The organism is Streptomyces sp. JH14 (assembly GCF_029428675.1).
GTDB lineage: Bacteria > Actinomycetota > Actinomycetes > Streptomycetales > Streptomycetaceae > Streptomyces.
Window position 1 is genome coordinate 6,358,114 of the sequence record NZ_JAJNEL010000001.1, and the last position, 20,810, is coordinate 6,378,923.

The 20,810-nt window shown below is 70.2% G+C and carries 17 protein-coding genes and 1 pseudogene; 12 read left to right on the top strand and 6 right to left on the bottom strand.

Annotated elements, in window-relative coordinates; genetic code table 11:
* Positions 1-118: 118 nt before the first annotated feature.
* The 3 genes from LRD69_RS28740 to LRD69_RS28750 all read left to right on the top strand — a co-directional run bounded on the left by LRD69_RS28740 (position 119) and on the right by LRD69_RS28750 (position 1,710).
* The gene (locus LRD69_RS28740; protein ID WP_277329434.1) at positions 119-445 is read left to right on the top strand and encodes a plasmid stabilization protein; all 327 of its coding nucleotides are present in this window, start codon (positions 119-121) and stop codon (positions 443-445) included.
* Positions 446-625: 180 nt separating this feature from the next.
* The gene (locus LRD69_RS28745) at positions 626-1,183 is read left to right on the top strand and encodes a hemerythrin domain-containing protein (RefSeq protein WP_277329435.1); all 558 of its coding nucleotides are present in this window, start codon (positions 626-628) and stop codon (positions 1,181-1,183) included.
* 290 nt (positions 1,184-1,473) lie between these two features.
* On the top strand, positions 1,474-1,710 hold the full coding sequence (locus tag LRD69_RS28750) for a GMC oxidoreductase (protein ID WP_277329436.1): 237 nt from the start codon (positions 1,474-1,476) through the stop codon (positions 1,708-1,710).
* Positions 1,711-1,768: 58 nt separating this feature from the next.
* On the opposite strand, the gene LRD69_RS28755 is transcribed toward LRD69_RS28750, so the two are convergent.
* Genes LRD69_RS28755 through LRD69_RS28765 form a run of 3 tightly spaced genes read right to left on the bottom strand, consistent with a single transcriptional unit; the run spans position 1,769 to position 5,508 of the window.
* A complete protein-coding gene (locus LRD69_RS28755) occupies positions 1,769-3,994 on the bottom strand; it encodes a xanthine dehydrogenase family protein molybdopterin-binding subunit (RefSeq protein ID WP_277329437.1) in 2,226 nt (741 codons plus the stop codon).
* Positions 3,995-4,003: 9 nt separating this feature from the next.
* Positions 4,004-4,987, bottom strand: a complete 984-nt coding sequence (locus LRD69_RS28760) for a xanthine dehydrogenase family protein subunit M (RefSeq protein ID WP_277329438.1) — start codon at positions 4,985-4,987, stop codon at positions 4,004-4,006.
* A complete protein-coding gene (locus LRD69_RS28765; protein ID WP_277329909.1) occupies positions 4,984-5,508 on the bottom strand; it encodes a 2Fe-2S iron-sulfur cluster-binding protein in 525 nt (174 codons plus the stop codon). Before LRD69_RS28765 ends, LRD69_RS28760 begins: the two co-directional genes overlap by 4 nt.
* Positions 5,509-6,490: 982 nt before the next feature.
* Between LRD69_RS28765 and LRD69_RS28770 the strand changes: the two genes are divergently transcribed.
* The 7 genes and pseudogenes from LRD69_RS28770 (at position 6,491) to LRD69_RS28800 (ending at position 14,802) form a co-directional block, all read left to right on the top strand.
* Complete coding sequence (locus tag LRD69_RS28770) at positions 6,491-8,074, top strand: ABC transporter substrate-binding protein (protein WP_277329439.1); 1,584 nt, start codon at positions 6,491-6,493, stop codon at positions 8,072-8,074.
* Entirely contained in the window at positions 8,071-9,024 is a 954-nt protein-coding gene (locus LRD69_RS28775; RefSeq protein WP_277329440.1) for an ABC transporter permease, read from the top strand. The genes LRD69_RS28770 and LRD69_RS28775 overlap by 4 nt, the downstream gene beginning before the upstream one ends.
* 62 nt (positions 9,025-9,086) lie before the next feature.
* On the top strand, positions 9,087-9,908 hold the full coding sequence (locus LRD69_RS28780) for an ABC transporter permease (protein ID WP_277329910.1): 822 nt from the start codon (positions 9,087-9,089) through the stop codon (positions 9,906-9,908).
* On the top strand, positions 9,905-10,996 hold the full coding sequence (locus tag LRD69_RS28785) for an ABC transporter ATP-binding protein (RefSeq protein ID WP_277329441.1): 1,092 nt from the start codon (positions 9,905-9,907) through the stop codon (positions 10,994-10,996). The genes LRD69_RS28780 and LRD69_RS28785 overlap by 4 nt, the downstream gene beginning before the upstream one ends.
* 80 nt (positions 10,997-11,076) lie before the next feature.
* Entirely contained in the window at positions 11,077-12,033 is a 957-nt protein-coding gene (locus tag LRD69_RS28790) for an oligopeptide/dipeptide ABC transporter ATP-binding protein (protein ID WP_346771942.1), read from the top strand.
* 71 nt (positions 12,034-12,104) lie between these two features.
* A pseudogene (locus tag LRD69_RS28795) lies at positions 12,105-13,911 on the top strand (gamma-glutamyltransferase).
* Between the two features lie 63 nt (positions 13,912-13,974).
* A complete protein-coding gene (locus LRD69_RS28800) occupies positions 13,975-14,802 on the top strand; it encodes an inositol monophosphatase family protein (protein ID WP_277329443.1) in 828 nt (275 codons plus the stop codon).
* A 46-nt stretch (positions 14,803-14,848) separates the two neighbouring features.
* On the opposite strand, the gene LRD69_RS28805 is transcribed toward LRD69_RS28800, so the two are convergent.
* Together LRD69_RS28805 and LRD69_RS28810 are read right to left on the bottom strand one after the other, a co-directional pair.
* Positions 14,849-15,280: a VOC family protein gene (locus LRD69_RS28805; protein ID WP_277329444.1), complete on the bottom strand. Its 432-nt coding sequence runs from the start codon at positions 15,278-15,280 to the stop codon at positions 14,849-14,851.
* Between the two features lie 69 nt (positions 15,281-15,349).
* Complete coding sequence (locus tag LRD69_RS28810) at positions 15,350-16,180, bottom strand: nucleotidyltransferase domain-containing protein (protein ID WP_277329445.1); 831 nt, start codon at positions 16,178-16,180, stop codon at positions 15,350-15,352.
* An 86-nt stretch (positions 16,181-16,266) separates the two neighbouring features.
* On the opposite strand from LRD69_RS28810, the gene LRD69_RS28815 reads away from it, so the two are divergent.
* On the top strand, positions 16,267-17,682 hold the full coding sequence (locus LRD69_RS28815; protein WP_277329446.1) for an NAD(P)/FAD-dependent oxidoreductase: 1,416 nt from the start codon (positions 16,267-16,269) through the stop codon (positions 17,680-17,682).
* Positions 17,683-17,807: 125 nt separating this feature from the next.
* Here LRD69_RS28815 and LRD69_RS28820 read toward each other — a convergent pair whose 3' ends face one another.
* Complete coding sequence (locus LRD69_RS28820) at positions 17,808-19,310, bottom strand: M4 family metallopeptidase (protein WP_277329911.1); 1,503 nt, start codon at positions 19,308-19,310, stop codon at positions 17,808-17,810.
* 483 nt (positions 19,311-19,793) lie between these two features.
* Here LRD69_RS28820 and LRD69_RS28825 point away from each other — a divergent pair, with 483 nt between their 5' ends.
* Complete coding sequence (locus LRD69_RS28825) at positions 19,794-20,729, top strand: sugar phosphate isomerase/epimerase family protein (RefSeq protein WP_277329447.1); 936 nt, start codon at positions 19,794-19,796, stop codon at positions 20,727-20,729.
* The last annotated feature ends 81 nt before the right edge of the window (positions 20,730-20,810 follow it).

Consider the following 20,810-nt stretch of genomic DNA (forward strand, 5'->3'; position numbering starts at 1 on the left):
TGGTGGGCGTATGCGTGGAGTACATGCCGCGGTCCGGCAACAGATGCCGCGCGGTGCAAGAACCCCTTGCGGGTCACGCAGGTTCGGACGCGGGACAATACGAGGAATGGAGTGTGGGATGCCAGCGGGATCGAGTCGTAAGCGGGAGCGGCAGTACGAGCACATCAAGGAGAGTGCCGAGAAGCGTGGCGTTTCCGAGGGGCGTGCGAAGGAGATTGCCGCGCGCACGGTCAACAAGGAGCGGGCCCGGTCCGAGGAGGCCAAAACAGCCGGCAAGACCTCAACCCGTGACCCGAAGTCTGCCTCGCAGCGTGGTGGTGAGCGGTCCCATCGTGGAGCGCAGGGGCCAACGAAGGACCAGCTGTACGACGAGGCGAAGAAGAAGCACGTCGAGGGCCGCTCAACGATGAACAAGGAGGAGCTGCGCAAAGCGCTCGGGCATTAACAACGCACGGTCCGCCAACGGTCAGCCGAGCAGGTCCTCTCCCGGAGGTTGGCCAGCCGATGGCGGGGGTGACGAGACGATCCCGGATGACGGCAACAGGGCCGTGAGACGGGCGGATATCTGTTTCGCGGTCCGAGTTCGGATCCAGCCGCACATCTGGACCGGAAGGTGGTATGCGTCATGGGACATGGCGGCGATGTCATCGAAGAGCTGACGTCCGATCACCGTGAGGTGGACGAACTTTTCGACCGGATCGAAGCGGTTCCGGCGCGAGGTTCAGAGCGCAGACGGCTGCTCGACCAGCTGACCATTGAGTTGGTACGGCACGCAGTCGCAGAGGAGCAGCACCTGTATCCGGTGGTGCGTGAGCACGTCCCGGGCGGGGATGCGCTGGCCGATAAGGAGATCGACGACCACAGCCGTGTCGAACGACTTCTGAAAGATCTTGAGGGGATGGATGCGGACGATCCCGAGCTCATCCACCTGTTCGTCAAGCTCCGCACCGAGGTCCGCGCCCACGTCCAGGACGAAGAAGGCAACCTGTTCGTTCAGCTCCGTACGGTTTGTGGTCCGGAGGTTCTGGATCTCCTGGGACAGGAGGTCCGTATGGCGAAGGAGACTGCTCCCACTCGCCCCCACCCCGGCGCCCCGAGCTCCCCGCTGGCCAGCAAGATCCTTTCTCCCGGGCTCGGGCTGGTCGATCGTGTCCGAGACTTCGTTACCGGCCGCGGCGAATGACCTCACACCGCTGACGTAACCCGAACGGTCCTGGACCGGCCCAGCGCGCTCGACCTGTGGCTCCAACCGCCCCGACCTCGTTCTTGCACCCGACCTGGCGGCGGGCTGACGTCGATACGTGGGCTGCCTTCGGTGGGCCTCCATCGTGATTCGGCGAGCAGATTCGCCCCGACGAGACCCTTGCGGGCGGCGGCCTTTTTCTGCCGGGGCGGCCGGCCCAGCTCCTGGTCTCCAGCGCCCTCTCCCTAGCCGAACCGGCGAGCGCAGGCCGCCAGGGCGCGCGTGGGTGCATGGCGAGAGTGAGCTGCGCAACTATCTGCGTCGTGGTACCGACCCGTACTACCACGCGGTGGGTACCTGCGATCGGTACGGACTCGGCAACGGTCGTCGACCCCCAGTTACGCGTGCACGGCGCAGCCGGACTGCGCGTTGCGGATGCATCCGTGATGCCCAGCGTCCCCGGCGCCAACCCCAACTCCACCGTGCTGGCCATCGCAGAACGGGCCGCCGCAATAGTCCGCCGGTGAGGGCCGCGCTCGACTTCGGCCATCCGTCAACGGGTGGCCGAGTCGCTTTGTCACGGATTCACGCATCCATCAGTGGCAGACCGGGCAGCACCTTCTCGATGGTGATGGGGAAGTCGCGCACGCGCACGCCGGTGGCGTTGAACACCGCGTTCGCGACCGACGCACCGGCCCCGCAGATGCCCAGCTCGCCGACGCCCTTCGCGCCCAGGGCGTTCGCCTTGTCGTCGTACCCGTCGAGGACGACCGCGTCGACGTCGGGGATGTCGGCGTGGACCGGCACCAGGTATTGCGCGAAGTCCCGGTTGACGAAGGCGCCGGACCGCAGGTCGACCACGGCCTCTTCTTCGAGGGCCGCGCCGGTTCCCCAGATCATGCCGCCGATCAGCTGTGAACGAGCCGTCTTCGCGTTGAGCACGCGGCCCACCGAGAACACGCCGAGCATCCGCCGCAGACGGATCTCGGCGGTGTCCGCGTCGACCCCCACTTCGGCGAAATGGGCCCCGTAGGTGTTGATCGAGTAGTCCGTGTAGTGCGGATCGTCGCCCATGAAGCGGGTACCGCCCTCCGCCTCGAGACCTTCCGGATGGTTGCGTGCGACGATCCCGCCCAGCGCCTCGGACGCGCCGCCGATGGCCACGTTGCCGTCGGAGAACACGGCGTCCGCCGGGTCCAGGCCGTGCAGTGGGGAGCGCGTGTCGCCGCACGCCGCGTCCAGGAGCTGCTCGCGCAGGCCCGCACACGCACCATGCACCGCATTGCACGAGTTGGCGGCGCCCCACGAGCCGCCGGACCCCCAGCTGGTGGGAAAATCGGAACGCCCGAGCTCGATCCGCACCCGATCGGGCGGCAGTCCGAGCCCGTCGGCCGCGACCTGGGTCAGGACGGTGTACGTGCCCGTGCCGAGATCGGTCATGTCCGTCTGGACGACGGCGGTGCCGTCGGCCTCCAACCGCACCCGCACCGCTGTCGGCCCCTGGAAGTGCCCGCGGATGGCGGCCGACATGCCGTAGCCGACCAGCCACCGCCCATCGCGCACACTTGCCGGGGTGGCGGGGCGGTGCTCCCAGCCGAACCGGCGCGCGCCTTCGCGCAGGCAGCCGACCAGGTGCCGGTCGCTGTACGGCACGTCTCGCTCGGGATCGACGGTGGGCTCGTTGAGGATTCGCAGCTCGACCGGGTCCATCCCGAGCGCATGGGCCAGCTCGTCCATCGCCGACTCGACCGCCAGCATGCCCGGCGCCTCGCCCGGCGCGCGTACGTCCGTCCCGGGCGGCAAATCGAGCGGCGCCAGCCGGTGGCTGGTCAACCGGTGGGGCGCGGCGTAGAGGCTGCGGGTCGTGGCGGCGGTCTGCTCGGCGAACTCCACGTCGGGGTTGGTGTGCATGGTGACGTCATGGGCGATCGCGGTCAGCTGTCCGTCCTGCTCCGCGCCCAGTCGAACCCGCTGGCTGGATGTGGGGCGGTTGCCGACGAGCTGGAAGATCTGCTGCCTGGTCATCGCGACCTTGATCGGCCGGCGCAACTCGCGAGCGGCGAGCGCCGCCAGGATCGTCTCGGAATGGATGCCGAGCTTGGAGCCGAATCCCCCGCCGACGAAGGGGGTCACGATGTGAACCCGCTCCGGGTCGATCTGAAGCGTGGCGGCGACCGAGCCCCGCGCCGCGTCGACGATCTGGCAGCTGACGTAGACGACCAGGTCCTCGTCGCGCGGTTCCGCCAGACAAGCGTGCGGTTCCATCGGCATCGAGAACTCGTACGGCGTCGTGTACTGCTGGTCGATCTTGACCGCCGCGCTGTCGAACCCGGCATCGAAATCGCCGACCGCAGTGTCGGTGGGGAGACCGGCGTTGACCACCTTCGGGATGTATACCTCGTCCTGCTCGTCGAAGTTGAAACGTCCCCGCCCGGCGGTGTATTCGACTTCGACCAGATCGGCCGCCGCTCGGGCCTGTTCGAGGGCCGTGGCGACGACGAGTGCCACCGGCTCGCCGTAATAGTGGATGTCGGGGCCGGTCAGCACCGGCTGGGCGCGCCAGTATTCGAACGGAACGGACTCATCACGGACACCCTGAGCGGGGGCATTGTGATAGGTCATCACCATTTTTACGCCAGGTGCGCGTTCGGCGCTCTCGGTGTCGATCCGGGTGATGCGGCCTTTGCCGATCGTTGCGCCGACGATGAACCCGTAGAGAGGCTGGCCGGCCCCCCACTGCTCGTAGGCGTATGTGGCCCGGCCGGCGACCTTCAACGGGCCGTCGACGCGGTTCAGAGCTTGCCCGATCATCTCGTCTCCTCAGCTCGCCTGGGCCGCTTGCGCCAGCGTGCGGCACAGGGTGCGCTTGGCCAGCTCGATCTTGAAGTCGTTGTGCCCCTGCCCCACGGCGTCGCGCATCGCGGCCTCGGCGGCGGCGCGATAGGAGCCCATCGTGGCGGGACGGCCGATCAACGCGGCTTCCGCCTCGATGGACCGCCAGGGCCTGTGCGCCACACCGCCGAAGGCCACCCGCGCCTCACTGATCATTCCCTGATCGGTCGAGACGACCGCTGCCACGGAGACCAGCGCGAACTCGTACGACGCCCGGTCTCGCACCTTGCGGTAGATCTGCCGGCCCGACGGGGGCGGGGGAAGGATCACGCTCGTGATCATCTCGTGAGGACGCAGCGCGGTCTCGATGTGCGGCGTATCGCCCGGCAGCCGGTAGAAGTCTGCGATGGCGACGCGGCGTACCGACCCGTCGGCGTCGAGCAGCTCGATCTCCGCCTCCAGAGCGGTCATCGCGACGGCCATGTCCGAGGGGTGGGTGGCGATGCAGGAGTCGCTGACGCCGAGGAGGGCGTGAATCCGGTTGAACCCGCCGATCGCCGAGCATCCGGAACCGGGATCCCGCTTGTTGCAGCCCGCAGACGTGTCGTAGAAGTAGGGGCAGCGAGTGCGCTGCAACAGATTTCCCCCGGTGGAGGCCTTGTTGCGCAGCTGGCCCGAGGCTCCGGCCACCAGTGCCTCCGACAGCACCGGGTAGCGGGTACGTACTCGGGTATCGGCGGCCACATCGGAATTCGCCGCCTGGGCCCCGATACGCAGTCCGCCGTCCGGGAGCTCCTCGATGTCCCGCAACGGAAGCCGACTGATGTCGACCAGATGGCTGGGCTTCTCGATGTCGAGCTTCATCAGGTCGAGCAGATTGGTGCCGCCGCTGATGAACTTCGCGCCGGTTCTGGACACCGCGGCGACGGCGGCCTGTGCGTCGCTCGCTCGCTCGTACGTGAACGATCTCATTCCGGGCCTCCCGCCGCGATGCCACGGATGGCCGCGACGATGTTCGGATAGGCGGCGCACCGGCAGATGTTGCCGCTCATCCGCTCGCGGATCTCCTCATCGGTCAACGCGATCCGCGGCGAGGTCACGTCAGCGGTGGCGTGGCTGGGCCAGCCCGCCTCCACCTCGGCGAGCATGCCGACAGCCGAACAGATCTGGCCGGGAGTGCAGTAGCCGCATTGGAAGCCGTCACACTCGACGAAGGCACGTTGCATGGGGTGCAGGCCATCGGGATCGCCCAGGCCTTCGATCGTCACGATCTCGTCGTCCTCATGCATCACGGCGAGCGTCAGACAGGAGTTGATACGCCGGCCGTTGATCAGCACCGTGCAGGCGCCGCACTGCCCGTGATCACACCCCTTCTTGGTCCCGCTCAGGCGCAGGTGCTCGCGCAGCGCGTCGAGCAGCGAGGTCCGTGGATCCACCTCAAGCCGTCGCACCTGATCGTTGACGTTCAACTCGATCGCCGAGAGTTGGGCCATCTCGTCATGGCTCCGCCCCACGGCGCCCGTATCCGAATCACTCACCACATCCCGCCTTCCTCGCTGGGTGCGGGTGTCACCCTGGACATGCGTCGCCACGGTGGGGCGCGCTCCTCCTCAAGGTCTCGCACAAACCGATGCACCGCTCGTCGGAAGGCGCCCAATCGCGCCCGCCTCGCCCGGCCGGGCGCGCTTCTGCGCGGCAGCCCGGCGCGCATCCCGCGCAGCCACCCCACGAACCGGCGCCGGGCGGCGAAGATGCTTTCGAATCAGCCGGGCGTCGTGGTCGATCCGGACGTCGAGGCCGGCGCCCTGCGCCGTGTGCGCGGCGCCGGGGACTTCTTCCTCGAGCCCGACGACGGCCGCCGCCGGGGACCTTGTACTCGCCGTGCACAGCCCTGCGTCCCGATCCGCCCGACTCGCGCATGAGCTGGTTCCGACGTGTGACAACGTCTTCACCGACTCGGTCCATTCGGTGCAGTTCCCCTCGTTCGTCTCATTCTTTGAGACGCCTCCGGGGGTAGGGGGAGGCGACGAGCCGCGCTCGGTCGCCTCGTGAACCTTCTGGCGCCAGGGGCCGCTGCCGCTGATCCGTCCACTTGGAGGGGGCGGGCCGGGGTCGTTCTCGTCGGCGGCCGGTGCGGGTGGACGGGGGGCGTGCTGCTGTTGCTGTGCCCGTTCGAGCTGGTCACGGTGCGTCTGGCGTGCACCCGGGCCGGTCCGGTCCCGGGTGGGGCGGGCCCGGCGGACCGGCGGAGGGGGCCGGGCGGGGCGATCTCGGCGTCGTAACGGGACATCGAGGTCGAACCGCCCGGCCGGTGCGCGCCCGACACCCTTCCGTTATCCGATCGTCAGTGAAAACCGTCCGCTATGTGGGAAGCCCCCTTGCCTTGCGGACTGTATGCGAAATACGGTCTGCGATATTCCTTGATCACCCTCTGGCGGGAGGTAGGCCCTCGTGCGCCGAAAAGCGGTTGCCCTGGTGGCAGTTGCATTGGTGTCCCTCACCTCGGGCTGCGCGTCGCTGCAGTCCTCGGCAACCGCGGTCGGCGGTGTGCGGAAAACCGATGAACGGTCCGTGCGCGACGGCGGGACACTCACCGTTGCTCTCAACTCCGACCCGGACAAGCTCGACCCCACCCTGGCCCAGACCCTGGTGGGCCGGACGGTCTTCGCGGGCATGTGCGAGAAGCTGTACGACATTGACGAGGACGGCGCAGTCGTGCCGCAGCTCGCCGCCGCAATGCCCACCACCTCGGCCGACGGCCGCACGGTCACTGTCCGGTTGCGCCACGATCTGACCTTCAGCGACGGCACGCGGCTGGACGCCAGGGCCGTCGTCACCTCGCTGCTGCGCCACCGGGATCTGCCGGGATCCGCGCGTGCCACCGAACTCGCCCCGGTCCGCACGGTCGAGGCCACCGGCCCGTACACCGTCCGTATGCGGCTCGACCACCCGTACGTCCCGCTCACCGGCGTGCTGGCCGACCGGTCCGGCATGGTGATGTCGCCGACCGCGCTGAAGAAGTACGGGAAGGACTTCACCAACCACCCGTCCTGCGTCGGTCCGTTCCGCTTCGTCGAGCGGGTCGGCGGCGACCGGATCGTGCTCAAGAAGGACCCGCACTACTACGACGCGGCCGAGGTCCACCTCGACGGCGTCATATACAAGCCGATCCCCGACGGCAACGTCCGGCTCGCCAACCTGCGCTCCGGGGACCTCCAGGTCGGCGACCAGATGGGCCCCATCGACGTGCAGAGCGCGCTGACCGAGCCCAAGCTCCAGCTCTTCAACTCGCCGTCGCTCGGCTACCAGGGCATCGGCCTCAACGTCGGCAATGTGTACGGTCTCGGCAAGAAGCCGGGCAAGCTCGACACCCCGATCGCCCGTGACGTCCGGGTCCGCGAGGCGTTCGAGCTCGCCATCGACCGCGAGACGCTCAACAAGGTCGTCTTCCAGGGCATGTACGAGCCGGCCTGCAGCCCGATCTCCCCGCAGTCCGCCATCGCTCCCGGCATCAAGCCGGAGGACTGCCCCGGGCGCGATGTCGCCAAGGCGAAGAAGCTGCTGAAGGAAGCCGGGGTGAAGACCCCGCTGAAGATCGAACTGAAGACCTCCACCACCCCCGAATCGGGACGCGTCGGACAGGTCCTCCAGGCCATGGTCAAGGAGGCCGGCTTCGACCTCGTCCTGCGTCCCACCGAGTACGCCACCATGCTCTCGGAGACCGACGCCGGGGACTACGACGTCTTCACCAGCGGCTGGTCCGGACGGCTCGACCCGGACGGCAACGTCTCCAACTTCCTCAAGACAGCAGGCGCCATGAACGCCTACGGCCTCGGCGACCCCGAGATCGACCGGCTGATCGACGAGGGCCGCGCCGTCGCCGACCCGGCCCGGCGCACCGAGATCTACGACGAGCTGACCCGGCGCGTTCAGGACGCCCACACGATGATCTACCTCTACCGGCAGAAGAACTACGTCGTCGCCTCCAAGTCCGTCGCGGGCATCCGCGTCTACGGCGACGGCCTGGTCCGGGTCAAGACTGCGGGGTACACCCGATGACGAAATACCTGCTGACGCGTCTGCGCCAGTCCCTCATCACGCTCTTCCTCGTCTCCGTCGTGGTCTTCGCCGGTATCCGGGCGCTGCCCGGCGACCCGGCGCTCGCCCTGGCCGGCGAGGAACGCAGCCCCGAGGCGCTGGCGGCGATCCGCGAGGCGTACGGGCTCAACGACAACATCGTCGTGCAGTACGGGCGGTTCATCGGCCACGCCCTCACCGGCGACCTCGGCACGTCCTCGCGTACCGGACTCCCGGTCGCCGACGCCATCGGCCAGGCTCTGCCCGTCACCCTGGAACTGGCCGCGCTCTCCCTGCTGCTCGCCGTCGTCCTCGGTATCGGAGCCGGAGTCGTCGCCGCCGTGCGGCGCGGCAAGCCCGAGGAGTGGCTCGCCAACATCATCGCGCTGATCGGCCTCTCCGTCCCGACCTTCTGGCTCGGCATCGTGCTGGTCCTCGGATTCGCCATCGCCGTCCCGGTGTTCGCCGCTTCCGGCTACGTGCCGTTCGGCACCGACCCGATCGACAACCTGCGTCGCATGGTGCTGCCCGCGATCGTCCTCGGCTCCGGACTGGCCGCCGTCGTGATGCGGCAGACCCGCGCCGCGATGCTGGACTCGCTCTCCGCCGACTACGTCCGCACCGCCCGCGCCAAGGGGCTGTCGAAGCGGTCCGTCGTCGGCGGGCACGCCCTGCGCAACTCGCTCGTCACCGTCGTGACCGTCCTCGGTCTCCAGCTCGGCCATCTGATCTCCGGCGCCGTCGTCACCGAGCAGATCTTCGTTCTTCCCGGCTTCGGCAAGCTCACCATCGACGCCGTCTTCACCCGCGACTACGCGACGCTCCAGGCCGTGGTGCTCTGCACCTCCGCCGCGTACATCCTCATCAATCTGCTGGTCGACGTGGTCTATTCGGTCATCGACCCGCGCATCCGGCTCGGAGGTGCCCGGTGACCACCGCGACCACAGCGCTCCCCACCACCCCACAGGCCGCCAGGAAGCGGGCCGGCGGCAAGCTGCGCGCGCTGCGCAAGAACCGGCTCGCCCTCACCGGCGGCATCATCGCCGCCGTGTTCATCCTCGCCGCACTGCTCGCCCCGCTGATCGCCCCGTACGACCCCGCACAGCCCGACTTCGGGAACGTACTCGCCGAACCGAGCTGGTCCCACTGGCTCGGCACCGACGACCTCGGACGCGACCAGCTCTCCCGCATCGTGTACGGGGCGCGGGCCTCCATGCAGGTCGGTCTCGTCGCCGTCGTGCTGGCCTTCGTGATCGGCGTGCCGCTCGGACTGGTCGGCGGCTACTACGGCAGGTTCGCGGACAGCACCATCTCCCGGCTCACCGACACCATGCTGGCGTTCCCGTTCCTCGTGCTCGCCGTCGGCCTGGCCGCGATCCTCGGCCCGTCGCTGAGCAACGCCACGATCGCCATCGGCATTTCGCAGATCCCCGCCGTCATCCGCATCACCCGCGCCGAGACCCTGCGGCTCAAGCACGTCGACTACGTGGGGGCGGCCATCGCCAACGGCGGCGGCGACGGCACCGTGCTCTTCCGGCACATCCTGCCCAACGCCACCTCGGCACTGATCGTGCAGGCGACCGTCGGCATCCCCGCCGCGATCATCGGCGAGGCGCTGCTCAGCTTCCTCGGCCTCGGCGTCCAGCCGCCGGCCCCCTCGCTCGGCGTGATGCTCTCCGGCGCCCAGTCGTTCCTGGCCCCCGCGCCGTGGCTCGCCGTCTTCCCCGGCCTCGCGATCGTCGCGGCGACGCTGGCCTTCAACCTGCTCGGCGACGGACTGCGTGACGTCCTCGACCCCCGTGGAGGCACCCGATGACCGAGACCGTCCTCGAACCCGTACGGGAGCCGGTCCGCGCACCCGTCCTCAGCGTCCGCGACCTGTCGGTGTCCTTCCGCTCCGACACCCGGACCGTTCACGCGGTCGACAGCGTCTCCTACGACCTCGCACCCGGCGAAGTCCTCGCCCTGGTGGGGGAGTCCGGGTGCGGGAAGTCCGTCACCTCGATGGCCGTGATGGGCCTGCTCCCGCCCACCGCGCACATCGGCGGCTCCATCAGGCTCGGCGGCCGGGAACTGGTCGGCGCCACCGAGAAGGAGCTCCAGAAGGTCCGCGGCAAGGACATCGCGATGATCTTCCAGGAGCCGATGACCTCGCTGAACCCGGTCCTCACCATCGGCCGGCAGATCGGCGAAGTGCTGCGCAGGCACCAGGGGCTGAGCAAGAAGGAGGCGAAGGCGCGGGCCGTCGAACTCCTCGACCTGGTCGGCATCCCCGCCCCGCAACGCCGCATCGACGAGTACCCGCACCAGCTCTCCGGCGGCATGCGGCAGCGCGTGATGATCGCCATCGCCGTCGCCTGCGACCCGTCCGTGCTCATCGCGGACGAGCCGACCACGGCACTCGACGTCACCGTCCAGGCGGGCATCCTCGAAGTCCTCCAGTCGCTGCGCGAACGCCTCGGTACGGCGATCGTCCTGGTCACCCACGACCTCGGCGTGGTGGCGGACGCCGCCGACCGGGTGCTGGTGATGTACGCCGGACGCACCGTCGAACAGGCCCCGGTCCACGACCTGTTCGGCTCCTCCCGGCACCCGTACAGCCGAGGTCTGCTCGGCGCCGTCCTGCGGCCCGGCGGCGAGGGCAAGCGGCGGCTGCCCGAGATCCCCGGCCTGGTGCCGAGCCTCGACAGCCAGCCGGACGCCTGCACCTTCGCCCCGCGGTGCAGCCGCGCCGACGACACCTGCACCAGCGGCCGGCCCGGCTTCAAGGCCATCGACCTTCAGGCGGGCGTGGACGCCCTCCACCGGGTGGCCTGCTGGCACCCCTACGGTGCGGACGACGCCGCGGCCACCACCCCCGCACCCGACACACTCGACACAACTGACCAGGAGGCCGGAGAGTGACCACCGCACAGACGGTCCCCGCACCCCGCGACAGCGACGAAACCGCCGGACAGCACACACCGGTGCTCGAAATCACCGCCATGGAACGGCACTTCGCCGCCTCCGGCGGTGGCGCGGTCCGTGCCGTCGACGGCGTCTCGATCACCATCGGCCGCGGCGAGGTCGTCGGCCTCGTCGGCGAGTCCGGCAGCGGCAAGTCGACCGTCGGCCGCTGCGCCGTACGCCTCGACGAACCCACCGGTGGCACCGTTCGCATCAACGGCACCGACGTCACCCACCTCTCCCGCCGCGCGCTGCGCCCCCTGCGCAAGGACTTCCACCTGGTCTTCCAGGACCCGTCGTCCTCGCTCGACCCCCGCATGACCATCGGCCAGATCATCGCCGAACCGATCAAGCTGCACCGCCAGGCACGGGGCGAGGCCGTACGCGCCCGGGTCGAGCAGCTCCTCGGCCAGGTCGGGCTGCGACCCGAACACGCCGACCGGCACCCGCACGAGCTCTCCGGCGGCCAGCGGCAGCGCATCTCCATCGCCCGTGCGCTCTCCTGCGACCCCGATCTGGTCGTCGCCGACGAACCGACGTCCGCGCTCGACGTCTCCGTGCAGGCGTCCGTCCTCAACCTGCTCGCCGACCTCCAGCGCGACCGCGGCTTCGGCTGCCTGTTCATCACCCACGACCTGGCCGCCGTCGAGTTCCTCGCCGACCGGATCGCCGTGATGTACCTCGGGCAGATCGTCGAACAGGCCCCGACCGCCGAACTGTTCGCCTCCCCGAAGCACCCCTACACCCAGGCGCTGCTCTCCGCGGCCCCCGTCCCCGACCCGGTCGAACAGCGCTCCCGCGAGCGCATCGTGCTCCACGGGGATCTGCCCAGCCCGCTCGACCCCCCGGCAGGCTGCCGCTTCCACACCCGCTGCCCGCTCGCCACCGACCGCTGCCGCACCGAGGTGCCGGTTCTGCGCGAGCTGCCCGGCGGACGGCAGGTTTCCTGCCACCTCGTCGCAGCGGACGGGACCGCCCCGGACGCGGCCTCCTGACCTTCCGTACATACGATTCGAACCACACCCCGAGTACGTCGCACCGCACGTCGCAGCTAGGAGCCGCATCCGTGTTCACCACCCGGCCGACCCTCCAGGGCACCTTCGGCATGGTGTCCTCCACCCACTGGCTCGCCTCGCAGTCGGCGATGGCCGTCCTGGAGGACGGCGGCAACGCCTACGACGCCGCCGTCGCCGCCGGTTTCGTCCTGCACGTCGTCGAACCGCACCTCAACGGTCCGGCCGGTGAAGTGCCGATGATCCTGGCGCCGAGCGACGGCGACGTGCAGGTCCTGTGCGGTCAGGGCCCTGCCCCCGCCGGTGCCACCGTGGCCCACTACCGCTCCCTCGGTCTCGAGCTCGTCCCCGGCACCGGACCGCTCGCCGCCGCCGTCCCCGGTGCGTTCGACGCCTGGATGGTGCTGCTGCGCGACCACGGCACCAAGGCCCTCGCCGAGGTGCTGCGGTACGCGATCGGCTACGCGGAGGACGGCCACGCACCCGTCGAGCGGATCGGCCAGACCGTCGAGACCGTCCGCGAGCTCTTCGAGACCGAGTGGCAGACCTCGGCCGACGTCTACCTCCCCGGCGGCAAGTCCCCGAAGCCGGGCGAGCTCTTCCGCAACCCCGTCCTCGCCGCGACGTGGCGCCGCCTGATCGCCGAGGCCGAGAAGAACGGCGGCGACGACCGCACCGCCCAGATCGACGCCGCTCGGAAGATATGGAGCGAGGGCTTCATAGCCGAAGCCCTGGTCCGCCAGGCCGCCCGTCCCACCATGGACACCAGCGGCAGCCGCCACACCGGCACCCTCACCGCCGAGGACCTGGCCGGCTGGTCCGCGTCGTACGAGGCGCCCGCCACGTACGACTGGAACGGCTGGACGCTCGCCAAGGCCGGCGGCTGGAGCCAGGGCCCCGCCTTCCTCCAGCAGCTCGCCCTGCTCCCCGCCGAACTCCCGCAGTACGGCTCCGCGGAGTACGTGCACCTGCTCATCGAGGGCTGCAAGCTCGCCATGGCCGACCGTGAGGCCTGGTACGGCGACGCCGCCGACGTCCCCCTCGACGTGCTGCTCTCGGAGCCGTACAACGCCGAGCGGCGCGCACTCATCACCGACGCGGCGTCGCGCGAGCTGCGGCCCGGCAGCCCCGGCGGCCGCACCCCCGTCCTCAGCGGGCACGCGCACGCCGTCGCCTCCGGCGAGGCCGGGTTCGACGCCATGGGCATCCCGGCGGCGGGCGCCGGCGAGCCGACCGTCGCGAAGGACGGCGCGACCCGCGGCGACACCTGCCACCTCGACGTCGTCGACCGGTGGGGCAACATGATCTCCGCCACCCCCAGCGGCGGCTGGCTCCAGTCCAACCCGGTCGTGCCCGAGCTCGGCTTCCCGCTCGGCACCCGCCTCCAGATGGCCTGGCTCGACGAGGACCTGCCGAACTCGCTCACCCCCGGCCGGCGCCCCCCGCACCACTCTCACCCCGTCGCTCGCGCTGCGCGACGGCGTCCCGGTGATGGCGTTCGGTACGCCGGGCGGCGACCAGCAGGACCAGTGGCAGGTCCACTTCTTCCTCGCCGTCGCCCTGCGTGCCGAGGTCCGCGGCGGGCTCGACCTGCAGGGTGCCATCGACGCCCCGAACTGGCACAACGACAGCTTCCCCGGCTCGTTCTTCCCGCGCGGCATGCGGCCCGGCAGCGTCACCGTCGAGGAGCGCATGGACCCGGAGGTCGTCGAGGAGCTGCGCCGCCGCGGCCACGACGTCACGGTCGGCGATCCGTGGTCCGAAGGCCGGATGTGCGCGGTCGCCCGCGACCCGGAGACCGGAGTGCTGTCGGCCGCCGCGAACCCGCGCGGCATGCAGGGGTACGCGGTAGGCCGCTGACCGGCCATCTTCACGTCATGACCAGGTCGTCAGGGACCCGGTGGACCGTGCTTAGCTGGGGTCATGTTCGATGACTTCCTTGCCGGGGACCTGACCGAGATCGAGGGGGCGGTCCGCGCAGCGGCCGCCGCCGAGATCATGCCGCGCTTCCGGCAGCTCGCTGCACACGAGATAGTCGAGAAGAGCGGTCCGCACGACCTCGTCACCACCGCCGACCGCCTGGCCGAGGAACACCTCACCGCGTCCCTGACCCGGCTCCTGCCGGGCTCGGTGGTCGTCGGTGAGGAGGCGGTCCACGCCGATCCGAGGGTGTACGACGCCCTGGGCGGTGAGGCACCGGTCTGGATCGTCGACCCGGTCGACGGCACCCGCCAGTTCGTCCGCGGCGAACCGGGCTTCTGCACCTTGGTCGCCCTTGCCCACCGCGGCGAACTTCTCGCCTCGTGGACGTACGCCGCGGCCCTGGACGAGATGGCGATCGCGGTCCGCGGCCGCGGCGCCACGATCGACGGCGTTCCGATGCGTTCCGGATCGCCCGAGCGCGGCGCCGTGCTCGACGTGGCGATGTCGCACCCCGACTACACCTCGGAGGCCCAGAAGCGCGCCCTGCTCGGCCTGCGCAGCGAAGGCATCAACGCCTACCCGTGCGGTTCCGCGGGCCTCGAATACCTGGCCGTCGCCCGCGGCAAGCAGGACGCGGTCGCCTTCAACTGGGAGTACGCCTGGGACCACGCGGCGGGCCTGCTGCTGGTCACCGAGGCGGGTGGCACCCAGGTCACGCTCTCAGGCGCCCCGTTCCGTATCACCGGCGGCAACACCCTGCCGTTCACGGCCGCCCGCGACGCGGCGACGGCCGACCGGATCCTGGAGGCGCTGCGCACCGGGGGATGACCGGCCCCTGGGGTCCTCTGCGGGCCGGCGCTCCGCGAGGACGGGGCTACGGCCGCCCCACACGGTGCAGGACCAGGCAGAACGGGTGCCCCGCCGGATCGGCGTAGATACGCCACGGCCGCTCGGCCCGCTCCGCGTCCGTCTCCCCGCTCCCGGCGCCGTCCCCGCCCCCGTCGTCGAGCACGGTCGCGCCCGCCGCGAGGACCTCCGCCTGCGCCGCGTCCAGGTCCGGAACACCGAAGTCCAGATGGAACTGCTGAGGGTGCGCCGGGTCCGGCCACCGCGGCGGGCAGTGGCCGGCCGCCCGCTGGAACGCGAGGACGAGACCGGCGTCGGTGTGCAGCGTCGCCCAGTCCTCGTCGAGTCCCCACCGCCGGTCCGGCTCGTTGACCCGGCCGCCGACGACCGAACGGTAGAACTCGGCGAGACGTAGGGGATCGGGGCAGTCGAGCACCACGCACTGAAGTTCGGCGATCACGGCCGGGATCCTAAGGGCTCCGGCTCCGGAGACCCCCGCTGGGGCGGCCCCCTTCACCGGAGCACCGTTTCACCGGCGTGCTGTCCCCTGCCCGAGCACTGCCCGCACATCCCGCACCACGGTCGCCGCCGTTTGCACCGCCGCCGCGTCCAGCCCCCGCAGCGCCGCACCCACCCGCTCGGCGAAGCCCGCCGGAGTATCCGGCAGCTGCGCGACCGCCGCCAGCGCGCCCTTCTCGTTCAGGCACCAGGTCCGGTGGTGGGCGTGGAGGGACTGGGCGAGGATCCCGAACGCCTTCGACAGGCACAGTGCGACATGCAGGGTGTCGCCGGAAGGGGCCGACTTGCGTGCCGCGGCCACCGAGAAGTCCGCCTCCCAGGCGGCGTCGGCAAGTGCCGTGCGCAGCGGCTCCGGGTAGCGGCGGGTGTCCTTTTGAAGTTGCGTCAATTCGCGGTACGGATCGGTCAGTACGTGGCCGAGCGCGACCTCGCCCGGATAGCAGGGGGACCAGAATCCCAGCGGATGGCCGGGCTGGATGCCCACCTCGAATCGGCCCGCGCGGCAGTCGGACCAGACCCGCTCGACCCGGTCCAGGTCGCGCAGGATCCAGTCCACCGGCGTGTCCTTCACCCGTAGCCACGCACCACCGTTGACCCAGGGCCCCCAGCCGCCGGGACCCGCCACCTCCACGGGGGAGCCCTGCGCGTCCGACGCGAGCGCGGTGAGCGCGGCCAGGTCGGGAGCACCGCGGTAGTAGACGCCGAGGTCCCAGTCGGAGTCCGGCCGATGGGCGCCACGCGCGCGGCTGCCGCCGAGGACGACGGCCCGGACGCCGGGCACTGCCGCCAGCCGCACCGCCATGTCGTGGATTTCTGCTAAGACCGCACAGTCTGTGTTCATCGGCGGGGACGTTACCCGCGGCCCGGTCGTCGAAGCAGCGGAATATCCTTGAGTCCTTGGCCGTCGGCTGACAAAGGAGTCCGCAGGTGCCGTCGATGCTCGATGCCGTCGTCGTGGGGGCGGGACCCAACGGACTGACCGCCGCCGCCGAACTGGCCCGCCGTGGCTTCTCGGTGGAGGTGTTCGAGGCGGAGGAGACCGTCGGGGGCGGTGCCCGCACCGAGGAACTCACCCTCCCCGGCTTCCGCCACGACCCGTGTTCCGCCGTGCACCCGCTGGCCATAGGCTCACCCGCGTTCACCGGGATGCCGCTCGCCCGGTACGGCCTGGAGTGGCTCCAGCCCGAGCTGTCGCTCGCCCACCCCTTCCCGGACGGCTCGGCCGCGGTGCTCACCGGTTCGGTGGGGGAGACCGCCATGTCGCTGGGCCCGCAGGACGCGGGGGCGTACCGCAGACTGCTCGCCCCCTACCTCGGCCACTGGGACACGCTCGCCGAGGACTTTCTGCGGACCCCGTGGGACGGTCTGCCGCACGATCCGTACCGATGGGTGCGGTTCGGGCTGGATGCGATCCAGCCCGCCACGCTTCTCTCCCGCCGCTTCCGGGGTGCGAAGGCGCGCGGCCTGTTCGCCGGGCTCGCTGCTCACGCCATAGCTCCCACCAGCGGAATCGCCACCGGTGGTGTCGCACTGCTCTTCGCGCTCGCCGCGCACGAGAACGGCTGGCCGGTGCCGCGCGGCGGCTCGCAGTCCATCTCCGACGCCCTTGCCTCGTACGTGCGCGACCTGGGCGGCACGATCCGTACCGGAACGGAGGTCAGGCGTCTCGACGAGTTGCCGCCCGCGCGCGCCTATGTCTTCGACACCTCGCCGACCGCCCTTGCCCGGATCGCCGGACTCGGCCGCGCCTATCGCGGCTACCGCTACGGTGCCGCCTGTTTCAAGATCGACTATGCGCTGTCGGGCCCCGTCCCCTGGACCGCGAAGGAGGCCCGGAAGGCGGGCACCGTTCATGTCGGCCCCACGGCCGGTGAGATCGACGGTGCGCTCCGCGCCGCTGTGGCCGGACGCGACCCGAGCGTGCCGTTCCTGATCACCGCGCAGCCCAGCCTCGTCGACCCGTCCCGTGCGCCCGAGGGGCGCCATGTCTTCTGGGCGTACGGGCACGTCCCGGCGGGCTGGGAGGGCGATGCCACCGAGGTCATCGAGCGGCAGCTCGAGCGGTTCGCGCCCGGATTCCGCGATCTGGTACTGGCACGCGCCGTCGCGGGCCCGCCCCAACTCGTCCTGCGCAACGCCAATTACGTAGGCGGCGACATCGCCTGCGGTGCGTTCGCCGGCCTCCAGACGGTGATCCGGCCCAAGCTCGCCCGGGTGCCGTACGCGACGGCGCACCCGGCCGTTTTCCTGTGCTCGTCGGCCACGCCTCCCGGGCCCGGGGTGCACGGGATGTCCGGTCACCATGCTGCGAAGGCGGTCTGGCGGCGGCTGCGGGCGGCATGAGCCGCAAGGCTGTCTGATCGGCCGAGCGCCGCGTACTTCCCCCCTGTGGGCTGGGAGGAAGTACGCGGCACCAGGGGTGCTCCGCGGTATCGCGAACGGTGCAGCGAGCGAGCTCTGCTCCCCGCTCAGCTGACGTTGATCGCGGACCAGGCGGCGGCGACGGTTGCGGACTCCGCACTTCCCGCACCGTAGAGGTCGGTCGCCGCCTGCAGCGTCGCGACCCGTGCCGCGGCGTAGTCGGTGGACGAGGTCATATAGGTGGTGAGCGCCTTGTACCAGATCTGGACGGCTTTGTCGCGCCCGATCCCGGTGACCGTGGAGCCGTTGGAGGTCGGCGAGTTGTACGAGACCCCGTTGATGGTCTTCGCGCCGCTGCCCTCGGACAGCAGGTAGAAGAAGTGGTTGGCAGGCCCGGACGAGTAGTGGACGTCGAGCCGGCCCACATTCCTGGACCAGGAGTCGGCCGAGGCCCCGTCCTTGCTCGGTTTGTCCATGTAGCGCAACGGGGTGCCATTGCCGTTGATGTCGATCTTCTCGCCGATGAGGTAGTCGCCGGCGTCGCTGCTGTTGGCGGCGTAGAACTCGACAGCGGTGCCGAACATGTCGCTGGTCGCCTCGTTGAGACCGCCCGATTCGCGGCTGTACTTGAGGCCCGCGGTGGAGGCGGTGAGGCCGTGGCTCATTTCGTGTCCGGCGACGTCCAGCGAAGTGAGCGGCTTGACGTTGCCCGAGCCGTCTCCGTACGTCATGCAGAAGCAGCTGTCCGACCAGAAGGCGTTGACGTACGCGTTGCCGTAGTGGACTCGGGAGTAGGCGGCTTTGCCGTTGCCGGCGATGCCGTTGCGGCCCAGTATGTTCTTGTAGAAGTCCCAGGTCACCGCAGCGCCGTAGTGGGCGTCGACGGCAGCGGTCTGACGGTTCGTCACCAAACCGTTGCCCCAGACGTCATCGGCGTCCGTGAAGAGTGTCCCGGTGCCGTTGGTGCCGCCGTTCAGGTCGTACGTGGTGTGCCCGCCGCGACCGCCGTCGACGAGGTTGTAGGAGGATCCCGAGGCGGTGGTGCCGAGGGACACCGTTCCGCTGTACTGGCTGGTGCCGGACCCGGTGTCGATGGCCTCGTACGAGTAGAGCTCCTTGCCCGTGGTGGCGTCCGTGATGACGTGGCGCTCGCTGGGTGTCCCGTCGTCCTGGACGCCCTTCACCACGTTCTCGTACGCCAGCGCCGGCTTGCCGGTGGCGGCCCAGATCACCTTCCGGGCACCGGCCTTGAGCTCGGTGGCTCCGGTCGTCGACGGCACGGCGATGGTGGTGGACGTGGACTTGGACACCCCCTTGAGAGTGCCGTCCTTCCCTGTGTGGGTGACCAGGTCGCCGCCGAGGACGGGCAGACCGTCATAGGTGCGCTCGTAGCGGGTGTGGACCGTACCGTCGGCATCCTTGATCACATCGCGGACGACGAGCTTCTCCTTGCTGCCGAGTTTGATCTTCGCGGCGGCCCCGGCGGCTCCGGCCTGTGCCTCCTGGATCGCCGTGACCCGCTGGGATGCGCTGAGCGGCAGTGCGGTGGCTCCGGCCTGGCGGTCCGGGGCCGCGTCTGCGGATCCTGCCTGTACGCCGATGACGGCCATGGTGGCGGATGCGGCAAGGGCGGCGGCACGCAGAGTGGTTCTCACTCGTTCTCCTTCACTCGGTCCATGAGCTCCGTGAGGGGTGTGCGGTGAGAGTGGCACCGACGGGCGAGGAGTGGCAGGTCCACGTCAGAAAATTGACCGGATCTTGTCCGTAAGCAGGAAGGTGGCGTCCGATATGCGTGGTCTGGCGGGTAGTTACCGCTGAAAGATCTCCGACTGGGCGCTTTCCCCGCTCGCCCCCGCGCCTTGATTCGGCTGCGGCGACCGGGGTCGTCGGGCCGGCCGCGGACGTGCGGCGTCTTGATGTTCCACCCGTGGTGCGCGGCGCGTACGCGAACCCGCGAGCGTCGCGGGTCGAAGGTGATGGCCAAGTGTGAAGCGGTGTCGCCCGGGCCCGCTGCCTGACCGTGCGTGAGATGGACCACATTGACACGCTCCAGGATTCTAGATCCTATAGGAAATAGAGAAAGGGAGCCGATGATGACTCACACCGCAGAAACCTGGCCGATCGCCGCCGCCCTGCTGCAGTTCCCGAATGTCGGGCCCGACGGCGTCTCCACTCAGGAGCAGACCGCCGAGCAGTGGGCGGAGAGCCTGCAGGACGTCGTGGACGCCGGGTTCACCGAAGTCGACCTCACGGACGGCTGGCTGCGCCCCGGCGACCTCGCCCCCGCCCGCCTCGAGGAACTGCGGGCCACGCTCTCCAAGGTCGGCCTGAGCGCACCGGCCATCTCCGCGATCCGCCGCAGCGTCATCGACCCCGTCGACGGCGACGCCAACCTCGCCTACTCGCACCGCACCATCGACGCGGCCGCCGCTCTCGGCGTCCCGCTCGTCTCGGTCGGCCTGCACCGGCCGCTCACCCCCGAACAGCAGGCCGTGCTCTGGTTCTGGACCGTGCCGGGCCCCAAGGACCCGGTCGGCGATCGCGAGACCTGGGACAAGGCCGTCAGCCGCCTGCGTGAACTCGCCGACCACGCCGCCTCGGTGGGCGTCGAGCTGTCCCTGGAGATGTACGAGGACACCTACCTCGGCACCGCCGACTCCTCCGTCGCCCTGCTCACCGACATCGGCCGCGACAACGTCGGCCTGAATCCGGACCTCGGCAACCTCATCCGGATGCAGCGCCCCATCGAGTCCTGGGAGTCGATGGTCACCAAGACGCTGCCGCACGCCAACTACTGGCACGTGAAGAGCTACTACCGTGTCGAGGACCCCGCCACGGGGACCGTTCTGACCTCCCCGGCTCCCATGGAGTCCGGCTTCGTCAGTTACCGCCAGGCCGTCAGGATCGCCCTTGCGCACGGCTACACCGGCGCGTTCTGCGTCGAGCACTACGGCGGCGACGGCCTGAGCGTGGCCGCCTCCAACCGCGACTACCTCAGGCGCATCCTGCCGCGCCGCACCGAGGCCTGAGCCGCACTCCGCGCGTCACGCCGCGGTGGGACACGGCGGCGTGACGCGCGGCCACCACGCTCCGCGCATCAAGGGCGGCGG